Source organism: Streptomyces sp. OR43, from assembly GCF_008042275.1.
Lineage (GTDB): Bacteria > Actinomycetota > Actinomycetes > Streptomycetales > Streptomycetaceae > Streptomyces.
In genome coordinates this window covers 3,351,278-3,368,212 of the sequence record NZ_RDBK01000043.1, presented here as the reverse complement: position 1 = coordinate 3,368,212, position 16,935 = coordinate 3,351,278, and the positions used below count along the sequence as shown (strand labels likewise).

Genomic DNA, 16,935 nt, shown 5'->3' with positions numbered 1-16,935 from the left:
ACGGAGCGGTGTGGGCCGCCTGAAGCCGGGCCCCCGGAGTCGTCAGCTGAGCCCCGCCGTCCTCGCCCGCTCCACCGCCGGGCCGATCGCCCGTGCCACGTCCTCGACGTCCTGCTTGGTCGAGGTGTGGCCCAGCGAGAAGCGCAGGGTGCCGCGGGCCAGGTCCGGATCGGTGCCGGTGGCCAGCAGGACGTGGCTGGGCTGGGCGATCCCCGCGGTGCACGCGGATCCGGTGGAGCATTCGATGCCCTGGGCGTCCAGCAGCAGGAGAAGGGAGTCGCCCTCGCAGCCGGGGAAGGTGAAGTGCGCGTTGGCAGGGAGACGGCCGCCGGGAGCCGGGTCGCCTCCGAGTACGGCGTCGGGCACCTGGGCCAGGACGGCATCGACGAGTGCGTCGCGGAGCCCGCCGATCTCCCGGGCGAAGTCCTCGCGGCCGTCGGCGGCCAGCCGTCCCGCGACGGCGAACGCGGCGATGCCGGGTACGTCCAGCGTGCCGGAGCGCACATGGCGTTCCTGCCCGCCGCCATGGAGCACGGGTACGGGGGTGTACTCGCGGCCGAGCAGCAGCGCGCCGACGCCGAACGGGCCGCCGATCTTGTGCGCGCTCACGGTCATCGCGGCCAGCCCGGAACGGGCGAAGTCGACATCGAGCTGTCCGAAGGCCTGTACCGCGTCGGCATGCATGGGGACGTCGAACTCGCGTGCCACCTCGGCCAGTTCACGTACCGGCAGGACGGTGCCGATCTCGTTGTTGGCCCACATCACGGTGATCATCGCGACATCGTCGGGGTTACGGTCCAGCGCCTCGCGCAGCGCGTCGGGGTGGACGCGGCCGTAGCGGTCGACGGGGAGGTACTCGACGGTCGCGCCCTCGTGCTCGGCGAGCCAGTCGACGGCGTCCAGCACCGCGTGGTGCTCGACGGGACTGGCCAGGACCCTGGTGCGGCGGGGGTCGGCGTCGCGGCGGGCCCAGTACAGGCCCTTCACCGCGAGGTTGTCCGACTCGGTGCCGCCGGAGGTGAGGACCACCTCGCTGGGGCGTGCGCCGAGGGCGTCGGCGAGGGTCTCTCTGGACTCCTCGACGGTACGGCGGGCCCGGCGCCCGGCGGCGTGGAGTGAGGACGCGTTGCCGGTGACGGCGAGCTGCGCGGTCATCGCCGCGATCGCCTCCGGCAGCATCGGCGTGGTCGCGGCGTGGTCGAGGTAAGCCATGGTGGACTCGATTCTACGAGCCCGCTGCGGGGCGTACGGCGGGCGCATGGGGTCCAGGTGCCCGCGCACCGCGTAAAACGGGGTTCTGCCACCCCCGACCGGAGCCCGATCCGGTGGAGGGAGTGCCCGGATCCGCGCCCGGCCGGCGGCCTGAGCCCCGGGCGAGGACGTCTCCGGCGGCAGCGAGGACTGCGAGGGCGACCAGACCGGCAGTCCCGACTGACGGCCAGGGCCGGCAGTCCTGACGACAGCACCGACCGCCCCCGGACAGCGGACCCGGCACTCCCGACGACAAGAACCCCGATTCCGGACAGCGCAACCCGCCGCCCATCGACGCGGCCGCTCGCCAGAGCGTCGCACAGTCGGGCATCCCATGCGTATCGGGGCAAGTCGCGTGTCGTAGAAGCGACATGTCGCGATCGCGGCAGCCGCCTGCTGCGGCGTTCGCACCGTGCTCCCGAGAGGCCGTGCGAGCGGGCGCGCGGGTGCTGGGGCCCGCTGATACCGCCGGTACACGCGAGGGAGCGCACGGTGTCGTCTTGACGACATGTCGCAAGCGCGGCACCGAAAAGGCTGGTGCGGCGATCAAGGGCGGCCCCAGTCTGGAGCCGCACCGCGTGTCCGTTTCCTTGCCATGGAAAGGTTCCGATGCACATACGGCTTCGCCCTGCCGCCGTTCTGGCGGCAGGCGCCCTCATCGCCACTCTGGCCCCCACCTCCAGCGCAAGCGCCGCCCCGGCGCCCGCCTCCCCCGGCGCGGATGCCGCCGGCCGCCCCCAGGTCGTCTCCGTCACGCTCGTCACGGGCGACCGGGTACGGCTTCAGACGTTCCCCAACGGCCGGAAGGCCGTCTCCGTCGAGCCGGCCTCGGGCGCTTCGCAGGCCGACTTCACCCAGCTGGAGATCGACAAGCAGTTATACGTGCTGCCCCGCGCCGCGATGCCGTACATCTCCTCCGGCAAGCTGGACCGGCAGCTGTTCAACATCACCTCCCTGGTCAAGCAGGGTTACGACGACGCCCACGCCGCCGCCATCCCGCTGATCGCCCGCTACACGGGCGGCACGGACCCCGCGTCCAAGGGGGCGCCCACCGGATCACGCAAGGGCCTGGTCATCAAGAGCCTGCGCGGATCGGCGCTGAAGGCGGACAAGAAGCAGGCCGGGCGCTTCTGGAAGGCCATCGACGACGACGCACTCGCCGGGAACCACTCCGAGGGCGGCGCGAGGAACGCTTTCAGGAACGCGGCGTTCGAGGGCGGCGTCGACAAGCTGTGGCTGGACGCGAAGGTCCACGCCTCCCTCGATCGCAGCACCGCGCAGATCGGCGCGCCCGAGGCGTGGCAGGCCGGCTACGACGGACACGGCGCGACCGTCGCCGTCCTGGACACCGGCGTCGACGCCACCCACCCCGACCTGGCCGGGAAACTCGACGACGTACGCAACTTCACCGACGACCCCACCGCGAACGACGGCCACGGCCACGGCACCCACGTCGCCTCCACCATCGCCGGCAGCGGCGCCGCCTCGGACGGCTCGCGCAAAGGCGTGGCACCGGGGGCACGGCTGCTGATCGGCAAGGTGCTCGACCACAGCGGCTCCGGCTCGTACTCCTCCATGATCGCAGGCATGGACTGGGCCGCCCACTCGGGCGCCGAGGTCGTCAACATGAGCCTGGGCGGCGAGCCGACCGACGGCACCGACGTACTCAGCCTCGCCCTCGACGACCTCAGCGAGAAGACCGGCACCCTCTTCGTCGTCGCTGCGGGCAACTCGGGAGTCGACTACTCGGTAGGCTCCCCAGGCTCCGCGGCGAGCGCACTGACCGTGGGCGCCGTCGACCGCGACGACAAGCTGGCCTCCTTCTCCAGCCGCGGTCCGCGCGTCGGGGACGACGGCCTCAAGCCCGACCTCACCGCTCCCGGCGTCGGCATCGTCGCCGCCCGCGCGGCCGGCACGGCCATGGGCAGCCCGGTGGACGCGGCCTACACCGCCGCGTCGGGTACGTCCATGGCGACCCCGCATGTGGCGGGCGCGGCAGCGATCCTGGCCGGGCAGCACCCCGACTGGAAGGGCCGGGAGCTCAAGGACGCGTTGATGAGCACGACGCGGACCGGCCCCGGCCAGACCGTCTACGAACAGGGCACCGGCCGGGTGGACGTGGCCCGCTCGGTGCGCCAGCAGGTGCGCGCCACCGGCACCACCGCCTTCGGCAGCCTGGGACCGGACGCGGGTGCGCAGCAGGTCGGCATTACCTACACCAACGATGGTGACGCGCCCGTATCGCTCACCCTGGACACCACCTTCGACAAGCTCTACGGCTCCTCGGCCCCGGCAGGCGTCATAGGCACGCCCGCGCAGGTCGACGTGCCCGCCCACGGCACCACCGACGTGACCGTGACGCTCGACGCACCCGCACTTCCGGAGGGCGTCTACGGCGGCCGCATCACCGCCACCTCGGCCGACGGAAAGGCCGTCACGCACACCGTATTCTCCGCGGCGAAGGACCCGGTCAAGCACAAGCTCACCGTGCGGGGCATCGACCGCGCCGGGCAGCCCGCGACCGTCGACCCGCTGATCCTGCTGGGTCCCACGGGCCGCTTCGACGTCGTTCAGGCTGTGCCCGCGGGGCAGACCCTGACGGTGGAGGTGCCCGACGGCGTGTACTACCTGTACGGCGTCATCGCGCAGTACACGGAGGACAACAACACCTACAGCGTGATGGTCGACCCCCGTCTGCGGGTGCGCGGCGACGCGGACCTGGTGCTCGACGCGCGCAAGGCGGTCCCCGTGGAGATCCGGACCCCCCAGCGGGCCGAGCAGCGGGGCCCGCTGGTCTTCTCCACCCGCTGGAAGACCGGCGACCGGGAGTTCGCCAGCTACTACACCAGCGGACACAGCGGTGGACAGCGCCTCTACGTCACGCCCACCGACGAGTTCACCGAGGGCACCTTCGAGTTCTCCTCCCGCTGGCAGCTGGCTGCGCCGATGATCAGCGCACGCGCGGTCTCCTCCACCGCCACAGCCGGCGTCGCCCTCCGTCTGATCCACAACTCCCCCGCCGTGGACGGCGTGCGGCGCCTGCGGGTGGTGGACGCCGGTCACGGACGCCCCGAGGACTACGAGGCGCTGCGCGCACGGGGCACGGACGTCCGCGGAGCAGCCGTCCTCGTGGAACTGGAGGGGGTGGAGTACGACGAGGCGGTGACCTCGGCCGCCCGGGCCGGAGCAGTGGCCGCCGTCATCACCGCCAAGGAGTACGCGACCGCGACCTGGCAGCCGGTGAGTGCGCGGCTGCCGGCGATCGGGCTGTACGCCTCCCGGGCCACCGCTCAGCGGCTGCGCGCGCCGGGCACCGTGCTGAAGCTCGAGGGAACCCCGGAAAGCCCCTACCTCTACGACGTCGTGCAGCTCTCCGAACAGCGCGTGCCCGAGCACGTGGTCCACAAGGTCGTCCCGCGAAACACGGCCACAGTGGTCTCCCGCTACCCGGACACGAGCGAGGCACGCTACGTCGCGGAGAACCGGGCTTCCTGGCGCCCGTGGGAGGGCACGTACCTCTCCATGCAAGCGCGTTATGTCCGCACCGGGCAGGTGCGGACCGAGTACCTGAGCGGTCCCGCCGACACCCGGTGGCTGCACTGGGTCAACCCCCGCAACACCTGGGCGTACCAAGCGGTGGGGACCGGCATGCTCGGCCCCGTGCGCACCTACCGGCCCGGTGAGCACGCCACGGAGAGCTGGTACGCCCCCGTGGTGCGCCCGGCGATCCCGCGAGGGGTCGAAGGACTCGCCTACCGCAAGGACGACCAGCTGGCCATTTCCATCCCCGAGTTCGCCGACACCGCCTCCGGCCACTACGGCTACGCCCTGCCCGGGAAGGACGCCGGCACCCCCTACCCCGACGAGACCCGCGCCGTACTGCGTCGCGACGGCGAGGTCCTCGCCGAAGGCCCCCGGGCGTGGGGCGCCTTCCCCGCGGGCGGGGACGACGGCCGCTATCGGCTGGACCTGGACGTGAAGCGCACCAGCCCCGAGGGCACCCTCTCGCGGGCTACCAGCACCCGCTGGTCGTTCACCGCTCCTCGCCCGGCCGAGGGCAAGGAGTCCTTGCTTCCGCTCCTCCAGCTCGACTACGACGTGGCCACGGACCTCCGGGGTTCCGCTCCTGACTCCGGGGCGTTCGTCTTCGGTGTGAGCGCCCGCCACCAGGACGGCCTGACAGGCCGTTCCGTGAAGGGCATGGAGGTGTCCGTCTCATACGACGACGGCGGACACTGGCGGGCCGCGGCGACGTCCGCCCGGGGCGACGGCGCCTACCGTGTCCGGGTCACCCACCCCGGGGCTGCCCGCACCAGCGGGTACGTCACGTTGCGGGTCCGCGCCTGGGACGACGCGGGCAACGAGGTGACGCAGGAGATCGAGCGAGCGTACGCGCTGAGGTAGTACGCGAGATCCAGGAAGCCGCGACCGGTCCCGGTCGCGGCTTCCGCACGGCCGAACACGCCGCGGGCCTGAGTGCCGGGCGCCGCCGGGCAAGCGGGACTTCCGGAACACGCGCTACGACAGCCAGTCGCGCCGCGCCGCCTGCCACACCAGCTGCGTACGCGTCGTCGCGCCCGCCCGCTGCATCAGCGCGGTGATCCGTCGCTGCACCGTGCGGTGGCTGACACCCAGCTGGGTGGCGATCGCCTTGTCCGCCACGCCCGCGACGACCAGGGAGAGCAGATAGCGCTCGTCGTCGGCGACGCTGCCGCCCGATCCCATGCCGCCGGCGAAGTCGGCCAGCTGGCCCGTCTCCGTGACGTGCAGCGGGGTCCCCGCGGCCCACTGGATGTCGAACAGGGCGACCAGGGCGTCCAGGAGACTGCTGCTGCGGATGATCGCGGCGGTCGGCTCGCCGCGGGCGCCGGTCGCGCTGCCGGGAACCAGCGGGCAGACGGCGACAGAGCTGTCGACGATGACCATGCGCACGGGGAGCGTACTGGTGGCGCGGGCCACTTCACCGGCGCGAATGCCCTGGGCGACGTTGTCGACCATGCCGGGCTCCTCCAGGCAGGCCCGCTCGTAGATCGCCTCGTAGCGGATGCCCTGGGTGAGCAGCTCGAACTCCTCGTCGTTGTCCTGGGCGCGCAGCGCCACGGGCTCGGCCTTGCAGAACCACCGCAGGTCGCTGCGGGCCCCGTAGGCGAGTTGACGCAGCTGCTGACGGATGGCGCCGGTTCCGGTGATCACCTCGACCAGCTGCCCGGCGTCATGGCGCCGGCCACCCGCCCGGTACTCCTCGGCCAGCTGTTCCACTCCACGCCGCGCCCACTCCAGCGCTTCCTGGCCGCGCGCGAGCAGGGGCTGCAGCGCCACGTCCGGCGGGACGGGTACGTACCGCATGCCGCCGTCACCAGGCAGTCGGCCGACCAGGCCCTTGTCGTGCAGGGAGGACAGCAGCAACGCCGCCTCGCGTTCCCGGATGTGGAGCCGTTGGACGATCTCGTCCACGTTCGCGCCTCGCACCTCCACCAGGAGGCGGTAGACCCGCTCCTCCGCCGCCCCGATCCCCGCTATCTCCAGCACGCGCTTTCCCCCTTGCCGCAGCCCACCCCGAGCGGTCGCCCACTGTGCCATCCATGATCGAACGGGATGCGGGCGGCATTGGCAATGGATCAGTTGTCGTGCGGGCGGGAGGAGTATCGGGTTCCGCGCCCTGTCAGCCGCCGAAGTTCCAGGCGACGACGCCGTTTCCGGTGACGAGGAAGGCCAGGATCACCAGGTCGGCGATGCCGAGCGCGAGCCCGAGCAGCGCACGGCCGCGGCGGGCGGTGGAGCGGGCCAGCGCGACGAGCGCCATGACGATGGCGGCCGGGCCGAGCAGGATGTTCATCACCAGCAGACCGACGAGGCCGAGCACGAACGAGGCGACGGCGAGACCGTCCGCGTCACGGGTGGAGCGCCGCGGCGAGGCGGGCACGGTGGCGTCGCGGCCGTCGGACCCGGCCGGCTCCGGTGTTCCGGTCGGGGTGGCGGACCCTGCCGGCCCCGGCGTACCGGTCGGGGCGGTGGCTTCGGAGCGGCGGGCGAGTGCGGTCAGTGTCATCGTGCGGACTCCTTCGGATCGGTCGGATCGGTCGGATCTGTGGGATCGGTGGGATCGGTCGGGTCTGGATACGCCGGGACGGACAGCGTTCGGACCGGTCACGTGCGCGAGCGGCGCCGCGCTCCCGACCGTTCGCGCACGGCGAAGACCAGCAGCCAGCAGCCGATCAGGGCGGCGAGCGTCAGCGACAGCGGAAGCGGGATCTGGACCACAGCTCCCAGCACGATCCCCAGCAGGAGCAAGGCGGCGACAAGGACGATCATGGTCAGCCTTTCCATGATTGAGAGTACGACTGTGCACTGACTTGCCAGTCTAGACCCGCACTCCTCTTCCCCGTCCCGGATAACAGTTGTTTACTGAATGGCATGAGTCACACCGCAGGCATCCGCCAGACCCAGAAGCTGAAGACCAGGCAGGCACTCCTGGACGCGGCCCTCGGACTGCTGGAGCACCAGAGCCTGAGCAGCCTGGGCCTGCGCGAGGTGACGCGGGCCGCGGGAGTCACGCCCACGGCCTTCTACCGGCACTTCGACGACATCGCCGCGCTCGGGGTGGCCCTGGTCGAACAGACCCTGGGCAGCCTGCACGGAATGATCGGCGCGATCCTCGCCGGGACCGGCGACAGCGAGGTCCGGCTGGACCGCAGTGTCGAGCTGATCACCCGTCATGTCCGGGAGCAGCCCGCCCACTTCCGCTTCATCGCCCGTGAGCAGCACGGCGGCGTGGGCCCGGTCCGCGAGGCCATAGCGGCCCAGCTCCGGCGGTTCGCGCAGGAGGTGGCGGCGGCGCTCGCGGACGAGCCCGAGTCACGGGGCTGGGACGAGGAGGATCTGCTGATGCTGGGCGGCCTCTACGTCGACCACATGGTCATCACCGCCTCGGCCATGCTGGACGCCGGCCCGGACGGGGACGAACAGGTGGCCCACGTCGCCCGCCGCCGGCTGCGTCTGGTCACGCTCGGCCGCCGGCACTGGCTGGACGGGGCCGAGCCGGCCACCGGAGCCTGAAGGGGCGGAGCTCATGGGCTGTGGCGCATGAGCGATGCGGCATGGGTCCTGGGCCGTACGTTCCGTGCAGGAGGACGCACCGGCGGAGCTGACGGCCGCGCTCGCCCGCTTCCCACGGACATCTCCGGCTCCGGGTGGCCGTACAGGACCCTGGCCGCGGCCGCGTGCGCGGCCGGCACCGCGCGGGCTCCTACGGAGCGGGCACCTCGACGTCCGGGCCGGAGGAGCGCAGGGAGCACGCCCTGAGCATGCCCGCGTTCAGCCGCAGGACGAGGGCGACGCCGACGGCGGCGACGCGCCGGTCGGCCCGGCGGCCGGGATCAGCCCGCCGGTCTGGAGCAGCGACAGGGCCGAAGGCAGCCGGTCGGCTTTCGCCGGACCAGCGCCCTCCGACCCCCGGCCCGGTGCGGGAACGTCAGCCGCGCGGCGCGCGGGCGAGCTGGCGGGACTGGGCGACCAGGCGGTCCGCGCTGTCCCAGACGTCCGCGTCCTCCTCCAGGAAGCCGCCCGCCAGGTTGCGGGTCGTGATGGAGACGCGCAGGGGGCCCGGTGCCGGGCGGCAGCGGATGTGGGTGGTGAGCTCGATGGTCGGGGTCCAGCCCTTGAGCCCGAGCTCGAACGAGGTCGGCGGCAGAGCGTCCACGGTCAGGAGCAGCGAGAGCGCGTCGGCGTCGCGGCCGTCCGCCAGCCCGAACCAGCCGCGCATCTCGCCCTTGCCGGACGGCTGCCCGATGGCCCAGCCGATGGTCGCCGGGTCGAGCTTGATGTCGAGCCGCTCGGTGATGGCGGAGCTGCCGGGAATCGGGGCGGGGCCGTCCGACGGCCCGAGGCAGTGCTCGCGGGGCGGGATGGCCGGAGGCTCGGCCGAGGTGCGGATGTCGTCGGTCAGGGCGTCCAGGTCACCGTAGGTCGCGATGACCCGGATGCGCTCGACCTCGGTGCCGTCCTCGGCGTACTGGAAGAGGGACGCCTGGCCGGTGGAGAGGGTGCGCCCGCTGCGGACGGCCTGGGTACGGATCACCGCGGGGCCGGGAACGGACGCGGTGAGGTAGTGCGCCGAGACCGAGAAGGGGTCCGTGTGCGGCAGGGCCTCGCCGAGGGCGCGGCCGAGCATGGCCAGCAGATAGCCGCCGTTAACGGCGCGGATGATCGTCCAGCCCGCGGAGAGCTCGGCGTCGTAGACGCCTTCCTCGCGGAAGGTGACGGCGGTGTCCCGGTCGAACTCGCTGTCCCCGATGGATGCCTGGGCGGTCGGTGCCGCCTGCGTTGCTGCCTGTGCCATGCAAGCACCGTACATCGATCTCATTACTGAGCGGTAGCTTTTTCTTTTACCCGCAGGTCTGGCAGGTCTCTTAGAACCCGTGGGACCCGTGGGACCCGTGGGAGCTGCTCAGCACGCGCCCTACCCCTCGTCCGGCGTCGCCGAGCGCCGGTTGTAGGCGCGCGGGGCGCGCCAGTGGTAGCGCAGCGCCAGGATCCGCAGAGTAAACGCGGTGACCACCGCGCAGCCGCTGGTGAAGGCGTTCAGCGCGTCGAAGCGGATACAGAGCGCGATCATGGCCGCCCCGACGATGGCGGGCACCGCGTACAGATCGCGGTCCCAGCGCAGCAGTGACGGCACCTCGTTGGCCAGCACGTCGCGCAGCACACCGCCGCCGACCGCGGTGGTCAGCCCCAGCGCCGCCGACGCGGTCAGTCCGAGGCCGTAGTCGTACGCCTTCACCGTCCCCGTGACGCAGAACAGCCCGAGGCCGGCCGCGTCGAAGACGTTGACGCCGACCTGGATGCGTTCGACCTGCGGGTGCAGGAAGAAGACCAGGCCGGCGGCGAGCAGCGGGGTGGTGAAGTACCCGAGGTCCGTGAAGGCGGCGGGCGGCACCGCACCGATGATCACGTCACGGAACAGCCCTCCGCCCAGCGCGGTCACCTCGGCGAGGACCGCGATGCCGAAGACATCGAAGTTCTTGCGTACGGCGAGCAGAGCGCCGGAGATCGCGAAGACGAAGATTCCGACGATGTCGAGCGCATGCTGGACGGAGGGCGTGAACAGTTCGTTGAGCACCGGGCAATTGTGCCGGTCCTACTCCTTGGCGCTGTCCTCGGAGGCTGCCGAGGGTGTCGCGGCGGAGGCCTTGCCACCGGTTTCGGCGTCGCCGTCGTCGGGCGCGGACTCCTCGGACCCCACGGACTCCACCGACGCCTCCTCGGACGCGGCGGCCTCCTCGGACGCCTCCGCCTCCACCGGCGCCTCGGCCTCCTCGGCCGGAGCGCCCGCTTCCTCCGTCTCCGCGGCCGGCGCCGACGCGGCCGTCGACTTCACCGTGATGACGTCCGCGACGAGCGGAGCGTCCCCGGGTGCCAAGTCCTCGCCGTTCTCCGGGTGGTGGCAGGCCACCTGGTGTCCGGTCTTCAGCTGGAGCAGCGGCGGCTCGGTCGTCCCGCAGATCTTCGTGGCCTTCCAGCACCGGGTGTGGAACCGGCAGCCGGCCGGCGGCGAGATCGGCGACGGCACATCGCCCTTGAGCAGGATGCGGTCGCTCTTGGCACCGCGCCGGCGCGGATCCGGCACGGGCACCGCGGACATCAGCGCCTTCGTGTACGGGTGCATCGGCGCCTCGTACAGCGACTTGCGGTCCGCGAGCTCGACGATCTTGCCGAGGTACATGACCGCGATGCGGTCCGAGACGTGACGGATCACCGAGAGGTCGTGCGCGATGATCATGTACGTGAGCCCGAGCTCGTCCTGGAGGTCGTCCAGCAGGTTCACCACCTGCGCCTGGATCGACACGTCCAGCGCCGAGACCGGCTCGTCCGCGACGACCAGCTTCGGCTTCAGCGCGAGCGCCCGGGCGATGCCGATGCGCTGGCGCTGGCCGCCGGAGAACTCGTGCGGATAGCGGTTGTAGTGCTCGGGGTTGAGACCGACCAGCTCCAGCAGCCGCTGGACCTCCGCCTTCACGCCGCCCTCGGGCTTGACGCCCTGGAGCCGGAAGGGCGTGCCGACGATGCCGCCGACCGTGTGGCGCGGGTTCAGCGAGCCGTACGGGTCCTGGAAGATCATCTGGATGTCACGGCGCATCGGCCGGAGCTTGCCCGCGGACATGTGCGTGATGTCGCGGCCCTGGAACTCGACCTTGCCGCCGGTCGGCTCCAGCAGCCGGGTCACCAGCCGGCCCATCGTCGACTTGCCGCAGCCCGACTCACCGACGACGCCCAGGGTCTCCCCGGGGCGCACGTCGAAGGTGAGCCCGTCCACGGCCTGGACCGCGCCGACCTTGCGCTTCAGGATGCCCTTGGTGATCGGGAAGTGCTTGACCAGGCCGTCGACCTTGAGGAGCGGCTCGGGACCGGACCCGTCCGACCCGGCCGCGGCGGGCGCGGGAGTCTTCTTGTTCAGCTCAGTCACAGCTTCGGCGCAATCTCTTCGGTCCAGATCCGTTCGCGCTGCTCGCGCGACATATGGCACGCGGAGTAGTGCCCGTCGCTGACCTGCTGCAGCTCCGGACGCTCGGTACGGGTGATGTTGTCGGGCGGCACGTCGGCGTACGGGCAGCGCGGGTGGAAGGCGCAGCCCGACGGGACGTTGATGAGGCTGGGCGGCGATCCCTTGACCGGGATGAGCCGCTCCGTCTGCTCACGGTCGATGCGGGGCATCGAGCCGAGCAGGCCCCAGGTGTAGGGGTGCTGGGGCTCGTAGAACACCTTCTCGGCCGTGCCGCGCTCGATGCAGCGTCCCGCGTACATCACGAGCAGGTTGTCCGCGATCTCGGCGACCACACCGAGGTCGTGGGTGATCATGACGACCGCGGAGCCGAACTCCTTCTGCAGGTCGCGGATGAGGTCGAGGATCTGCGCCTGGACGGTGACGTCGAGGGCGGTCGTCGGCTCGTCGGCGATGAGCAGCTGCGGGTTGTTGACCAGGGCCATCGCGATCATCGCGCGCTGGCGCATACCGCCGGAGAACTGGTGCGGGTAGTCCTCGTAACGGCGGTGCGGTTCGGGGATGCCGACGCGGTCGAGCATCTCGATGGCGCGCTTCTTCGCGGTCTTCTTGTCGACCTTGTTGTGGACCCGGTGGGCCTCCACGATCTGCGCGCCGATGCTGTAGTACGGGTGCAGGGCGGAGAGCGGGTCCTGGAAGATCATGGCCATCTTCTGGCCGCGCAGCTTCCGTACGCGCTCGGGGCCCGAACCGATGAGCTCCTCGCCGTCGAGCCAGATCTCGCCGCCGATCCGGGCGCGTTCCGAGGTGTGCAGGCCCATGATCCCCAGTGAGGTCACGGACTTGCCGGAGCCGGACTCGCCGACGATGCCGAGGGTCTGGCCGGCCTCGAGGTCGAAGCTGACGCCGTCGACGGACTTGACCAGGCCGTCGTCGGTGTCGAAGTGGACGCTGAGGTTGCGTACGGAGAGGAACGCGTGGTCGTCGCCGGACCGCGGGGCCGGTACGGCGTCCGCTGCCTGGGAGTCCTTCTTGGTTGCGCCGCTCATGAGAGCCTCACCCGGGGGTCGATCGCGGCGTACACGAGGTCCACCAGCAGGTTGCAGATGACGATGAAGAAGGCGGCGACCAGCGTCACGCCCATCACCTTGGGAAGGTCGGCGGTGGTCACGCCCTGGATGGCGAAGGCGCCCAGGCCCTGGAAGGAGAAGACCCGTTCGGTGATGACCGCGCCGCCCAGCAGCAGCGCGAAGTCCATACCGAAGATCGTGACCAGCGGGGTGAGCGCGGAGCGCAGCCCGTGCTTGACGACGACCTTGCGTTCCTTGAGGCCCTTGGCGCGCGCCGTTCTGATGTAGTCCTCGCCCATCGTCTCCAGCATTCCGGCCCGGGTGAGCCGGGCGTAGAGCGCGGAGTAGAGCAGGGCGAGGGTGCACCAGGGCAGGACCAGACTGCTCGCCCAGGCGACCGGGTCGTCGGTGAACGGTACGTACTCCCCGTTGCCGAAGAGCGCCAGGACCACCAGGCCGGTGAAGAACATCGGCAGGGAGACACCGGCGAGGGCGACGCCCATGGAGATGCGGTCGAAGAACGAGCCCCGCTTCAGCGCGGAGACGACACCGATCGCGACACCGGAGATCACCCAGATGACGGCGGCACCGACGGCCAGCGACAGCGTGACCGGGATGCGGTCGACGAGCTGGGGCCAGATCTCGGTGTGCGTCTTGAAGGAGTACCCGAAGCAGGGCGCGTTGCAGGTGACCGGGTCGGGGCCGAACTGGTACTCGGCGCCGACGACGATGCCCTTGATGAAGTGCCAGTACTGGAGGTACAGGGGCTGGTCGAGCCCCAGGTTCTTCTTGACCGCTGCGATGACGTCGGGGTCGGGGCTCTTGCCGACGTACTGGGCGGCCATGGAGTCGAGGGTCTGCCCGCCGAGGCGGGGCACCAGGAAGAAGATCGCGAACGTGACTGCGCTGACCACCAGCAGCAGCAACACCGCGGCGAATACGCGTCGGATGATGTACGCAGCCACAGCCGTGCGGCGCCGGGCGGGCGGACGGGTCACGCCCGCCGGCCCGGCGCCTTCACCTGCCTTTCAGGGGATGCTTTTGATGAACAGGTGTTACTTGGTGGACGTCATGAGCACGTAGTCGTACATGCCGAGGTACGCGTCGGTGACGGTCACGTTCGCCGCGGAGTCCGGGCGGTACAGCAGGTTCTTGCGGTAGAAGAGCGGAACGACCGAGGCGTTCTCCATGACCTTCTGGTCGACCTCGCCCCACGTCGCGTTGCGCGCCGTGGTGTCGACGGTGCCGATGCCCTTGACGAGGAGGTCGTTGATGCCCTTGTCGTTGAGCTCCATCAGGTTCGTGCCGCCGGACGGCTTGATGGCCGTACCGTTCACGATCTGGTCGAGGAAGCCGAAGCCGGTCGGCCAGTCGGCACCCCAGGCCATCATCATCATGCCCGCGTTGTTCTTGTGGACCCAGTTCGGGACACCCGCGAAGTCGGTGAAGTACTTGTCCGCCGGGAACTGCTTGATCTCGGCGGTGATACCGATCTTCTTCAGGCTGCCCTGGAGCTGCGTGGCGGCGGTGACCTCGTCAGGACGGTCGGAACGCGCCGTCAGCGTGGTCTTGAAGCCCTCCGGGTGACCGCACTTGGTCAGGTGCTCCTTGGCCTTGGCCGCGTCGCCCTTGCTGCCCTCGCTCGGGTACAGGTCGAACTTCTTGTAACCCGCGACGGTCGGGGGGATGACCGTGCTGGCCGGGTCGCCCTTGACCGAGCCGCCGATCGAGTCGACCATGCTCTGCTTGTCGACGGCGTACTGGACGGCCTTGCGGCACTCGGCGTTGTCGAACGGCTTCACGTTGACGTTCAGCGCCAGGTACTGCAGGGCGCCGGCGTACGGGTTGTCCGTCTTCGCCTTCTCGGACGCCTTGACGAGGACCTTGGGCTGGGTCTTGGACTGCAGACCCGTGCCCGCGATGTCCGCGGTGGTGACGTCGTTGAGCAGGTGGTCGTCAACCGTGGTGGGGTTGATGTTGAACTTCAGCTCGATCTTGTCCGGCAGCGCCTTGCGGATCGGGTCCGTCTTGGCGTCCCACTGCGGGTTGCGGACGAGGGTCGCGCCCTTGCTCTCGTCGTACGCCGAGAACTTGTACGGACCCGAGGAGACCATCTTCTGCACGTAGCTGGCGCCCGTGTCGGCCTTCTGCTGGATCGGCGCCGTCTGCGAGAAGGCGGCGAGGTAGTCCATGTCGGCGAACGGCTTGTTCAGCTTGAAGACGATCGTCTGGTCGTCCGGGGTCTCGATGGACTTGAGGCCCTCGGGCGACTTGTCCTTGTACGGACCCTTGTACTTGTCGCCGCCTTCGAGGTAGGCCTTGAAGTACGTCGGGCCGTTGGACAGGGCCTCCGGCGCGAAGTTGGAGCGCTCAATGGCGTACTTGACGTCCTTCGAGGTGATCTCGGTGCCGTCCTCGAACTTCACGCCCTTGCGGAGCGTGTACGTCCAGGTCTTGGCGTCCGCGCTGGCCTTGCCGAGGCCGGTGGCCAGGTCGGGAACGACCTGCAGGCTGTCCTTGCCGGCGGCCGGCTTGAAGGTCACCAGCGAACGCGCGTACAGACGGGCGAAGTTCTGCACCCAGCCGTAGTACGTGTTACCGGGGTCCAGGGAGTCCGGGCCACTGGTGTGCTCGTACGTGACCGTTCCCCCCTTCTTGTCGCTCGCGTTGACGATGGTCGACAGGCCGGCGTCCGCCTTGGCGCTGCCGCCGCCGCTCTTGCCGCCGCTGTCCGAGTCACTGCCGCTGCACGCCGAGGCGCCGAGCGAGACCGCGACGGCCACCGCTATGGCGGCTGCTGTCTTTCTGTTCTGCATGGTGAGGAAAGCCCCCTCGCTAGTCCAGTGCGGCATTGCCGCGATTACTTGCCACGAGGGTCGAGTGCGTCACGCAGCCCGTCCCCCAGCAGATTGAAGGCCAGCACGGTGATGAAGATCGCCATACCGGGGATGACCATGAACATCGGGTCCACCTCGTAGAGGTCGACCGCCTGGGTGAGCATGCCGCCCCAGGACGCCTGCGGCGGCGCGATACCCACGCCGAGGAAGGACAGGGACGCCTCGAAGAGGATGTTCGTGGGGATCAGCAGCGTCGCGTACACGAGGATCGGCGCGATCAGGTTGGGCAGCAGCTCGCGGAAGAGGATGAACGGCCCGCGGGCACCCAGCGACCTGGCCGCCTCGACGAACTCGCGCTCCCGCAGCGACAGGGTCTGCGCGCGGACGATGCGGCCGATGTAGGGCCAGCTGAAGAAGCCGATCACGAAGATCAGGACCGCGATCCGCAGCGTGAGCCCTTCCATTCCGAAGGCGTTGCCCTGGAGGGAGGCGGAGATGGAGATCGCGAAGAGCAGCAGAGGGAAGGCGAGGAAGGTGTCCATCAGCCGGCTGATGACGCCGTCCACCCAGCCGCCGTAGAACCCCGCCACGACGCCCATGACGACACCGATGACGACGGACAGCATCGTGGAGCCGACGGCGACCACGAGGGAGACCCAGGAGCCTTCGAGGATGCGCGCGAGGATGTCGCGGCCGGTCTGCGGCTCGACACCGAGCGGGTGGTCCAGGCTCATCCCGCCGAAGTCGCCCTTGGGCGCCAGCATGACGGGGTCGACCAGGCTCTGGTTGAACGCGTTGGGGTCGAGCCCCAGGAGCGACTGGAGCGGCTTGGACAGCACGGCGGCGAGGATCAGCAGCACGACAACGATGCCACCGGCCATGGCCGCCTTGTCCCGCTTGAAGCGGGTCCAGGCGATGCGGCCGAGCGAGCGGCCTTCGATCTCCTTACGGCCTGCGCCTTCCAGCACCGCTTCGGGCTGTGCATCCGCCCTGGTGGTCTCGATAGGTGCCGTCATTGCGCTGGAGACCCCTCTCGGCCGGCGGTGGCCGGCCCATGACCGCCGCTGTAGCGGCTTCTTCAAAACCTGAATCGTGCGACGGTGCGCGGCCGAACGGCCCCTGCTCGTGAGTGGGGCGCGAAGGGCATGGAGCACCTGCTCCGTGGAGTCTTCAGCCCTTTTGCGATCACCCGCCAGACCTGACGGTGAATGTTTGCTCAACCGTGATGCGTTGAGTGATCTTCCGTTATCCGGACAGCTTGATCGAGGGAGCGGACCAC

Annotated in this window: 13 protein-coding genes; 2 read left to right on the top strand and 11 right to left on the bottom strand. The window is 70.3% G+C overall.

Annotated features, from left to right (window positions below):
* Positions 1–42 precede the first annotated feature (42 nt).
* Complete coding sequence (locus EAO72_RS34350) at positions 43–1,212, bottom strand: cysteine desulfurase family protein (protein ID WP_148020946.1); 1,170 nt, start codon at positions 1,210–1,212, stop codon at positions 43–45.
* Between the two features lie 648 nt (positions 1,213–1,860).
* Between EAO72_RS34350 and EAO72_RS34345 the strand changes: the two genes are divergently transcribed.
* Complete coding sequence (locus EAO72_RS34345) at positions 1,861–5,655, top strand: S8 family peptidase (RefSeq protein WP_148020945.1); 3,795 nt, start codon at positions 1,861–1,863, stop codon at positions 5,653–5,655.
* A 114-nt stretch (positions 5,656–5,769) separates the two neighbouring features.
* Here the strand turns inward: EAO72_RS34345 and EAO72_RS34340 are convergent, their stop codons facing one another.
* The 3 genes from EAO72_RS34340 to EAO72_RS34330 all read right to left on the bottom strand — a co-directional run bounded on the left by EAO72_RS34340 (position 5,770) and on the right by EAO72_RS34330 (position 7,578).
* Positions 5,770–6,780 carry a helix-turn-helix transcriptional regulator gene (locus EAO72_RS34340; RefSeq protein WP_148020944.1) on the bottom strand — a complete coding sequence of 337 codons (1,011 nt, stop codon included), beginning with the start codon at positions 6,778–6,780 and terminating at the stop codon, positions 5,770–5,772.
* 133 nt (positions 6,781–6,913) lie between these two features.
* Positions 6,914–7,300: a DUF4190 domain-containing protein gene (locus EAO72_RS34335; protein ID WP_148020943.1), complete on the bottom strand. Its 387-nt coding sequence runs from the start codon at positions 7,298–7,300 to the stop codon at positions 6,914–6,916.
* 98 nt (positions 7,301–7,398) lie between these two features.
* Positions 7,399–7,578 carry a hypothetical protein gene (locus EAO72_RS34330; RefSeq protein WP_148020942.1) on the bottom strand — a complete coding sequence of 60 codons (180 nt, stop codon included), beginning with the start codon at positions 7,576–7,578 and terminating at the stop codon, positions 7,399–7,401.
* A gap of 87 nt (positions 7,579–7,665) precedes the next feature.
* Here EAO72_RS34330 and EAO72_RS34325 point away from each other — a divergent pair, with 87 nt between their 5' ends.
* Entirely contained in the window at positions 7,666–8,307 is a 642-nt protein-coding gene (locus EAO72_RS34325; RefSeq protein ID WP_148020941.1) for a TetR family transcriptional regulator, read from the top strand.
* Positions 8,308–8,722: 415 nt separating this feature from the next.
* Here EAO72_RS34325 and EAO72_RS34320 read toward each other — a convergent pair whose 3' ends face one another.
* From EAO72_RS34320 to EAO72_RS34290, 7 genes are all read right to left on the bottom strand, one after another.
* Positions 8,723–9,589, bottom strand: a complete 867-nt coding sequence (locus EAO72_RS34320) for a thioesterase family protein (RefSeq protein ID WP_148020940.1) — start codon at positions 9,587–9,589, stop codon at positions 8,723–8,725.
* 120 nt (positions 9,590–9,709) lie between these two features.
* Positions 9,710–10,369, bottom strand: a complete 660-nt coding sequence (locus EAO72_RS34315) for a trimeric intracellular cation channel family protein (RefSeq protein ID WP_148020939.1) — start codon at positions 10,367–10,369, stop codon at positions 9,710–9,712.
* Between the two features lie 18 nt (positions 10,370–10,387).
* Positions 10,388–11,713, bottom strand: a complete 1,326-nt coding sequence (locus EAO72_RS34310) for an ABC transporter ATP-binding protein (protein ID WP_148020938.1) — start codon at positions 11,711–11,713, stop codon at positions 10,388–10,390.
* A complete protein-coding gene (locus EAO72_RS34305; protein WP_148020937.1) occupies positions 11,710–12,798 on the bottom strand; it encodes an ABC transporter ATP-binding protein in 1,089 nt (362 codons plus the stop codon). Before EAO72_RS34305 ends, EAO72_RS34310 begins: the two co-directional genes overlap by 4 nt.
* Entirely contained in the window at positions 12,795–13,784 is a 990-nt protein-coding gene (locus EAO72_RS34300) for an ABC transporter permease (protein ID WP_187285412.1), read from the bottom strand. Before EAO72_RS34300 ends, EAO72_RS34305 begins: the two co-directional genes overlap by 4 nt.
* 90 nt (positions 13,785–13,874) lie before the next feature.
* A complete protein-coding gene (locus EAO72_RS34295; RefSeq protein WP_148020936.1) occupies positions 13,875–15,635 on the bottom strand; it encodes an ABC transporter substrate-binding protein in 1,761 nt (586 codons plus the stop codon).
* A 44-nt stretch (positions 15,636–15,679) separates the two neighbouring features.
* Positions 15,680–16,672: an ABC transporter permease gene (locus EAO72_RS34290; protein WP_148020935.1), complete on the bottom strand. Its 993-nt coding sequence runs from the start codon at positions 16,670–16,672 to the stop codon at positions 15,680–15,682.
* Positions 16,673–16,935: the final 263 nt, after the last annotated feature.

Bases quoted from the DNA above. Each gene is read 5' to 3' on its own strand.
- EAO72_RS34335 (WP_148020943.1), bottom strand. From the start codon at position 7,300: ATGACACTGACCGCACTCGCCCGCCGCTCCGAAGCCACCGCCCCGACC.
- EAO72_RS34345 (WP_148020945.1), top strand. From the start codon at position 1,861: ATGCACATACGGCTTCGCCCTGCCGCCGTTCTGGCGGCAGGCGCCCTC.
- EAO72_RS34295 (WP_148020936.1), bottom strand. From the start codon at position 15,635: ATGCAGAACAGAAAGACAGCAGCCGCCATAGCGGTGGCCGTCGCGGTC.
- EAO72_RS34290 (WP_148020935.1), bottom strand. From the start codon at position 16,672: ATGACGGCACCTATCGAGACCACCAGGGCGGATGCACAGCCCGAAGCG.
- EAO72_RS34330 (WP_148020942.1), bottom strand. From the start codon at position 7,578: ATGGAAAGGCTGACCATGATCGTCCTTGTCGCCGCCTTGCTCCTGCTG.
- EAO72_RS34320 (WP_148020940.1), bottom strand. From the start codon at position 9,589: ATGGCACAGGCAGCAACGCAGGCGGCACCGACCGCCCAGGCATCCATC.
- EAO72_RS34325 (WP_148020941.1), top strand. From the start codon at position 7,666: ATGAGTCACACCGCAGGCATCCGCCAGACCCAGAAGCTGAAGACCAGG.
- EAO72_RS34305 (WP_148020937.1), bottom strand. From the start codon at position 12,798: ATGAGCGGCGCAACCAAGAAGGACTCCCAGGCAGCGGACGCCGTACCG.
- EAO72_RS34350 (WP_148020946.1), bottom strand. From the start codon at position 1,212: ATGGCTTACCTCGACCACGCCGCGACCACGCCGATGCTGCCGGAGGCG.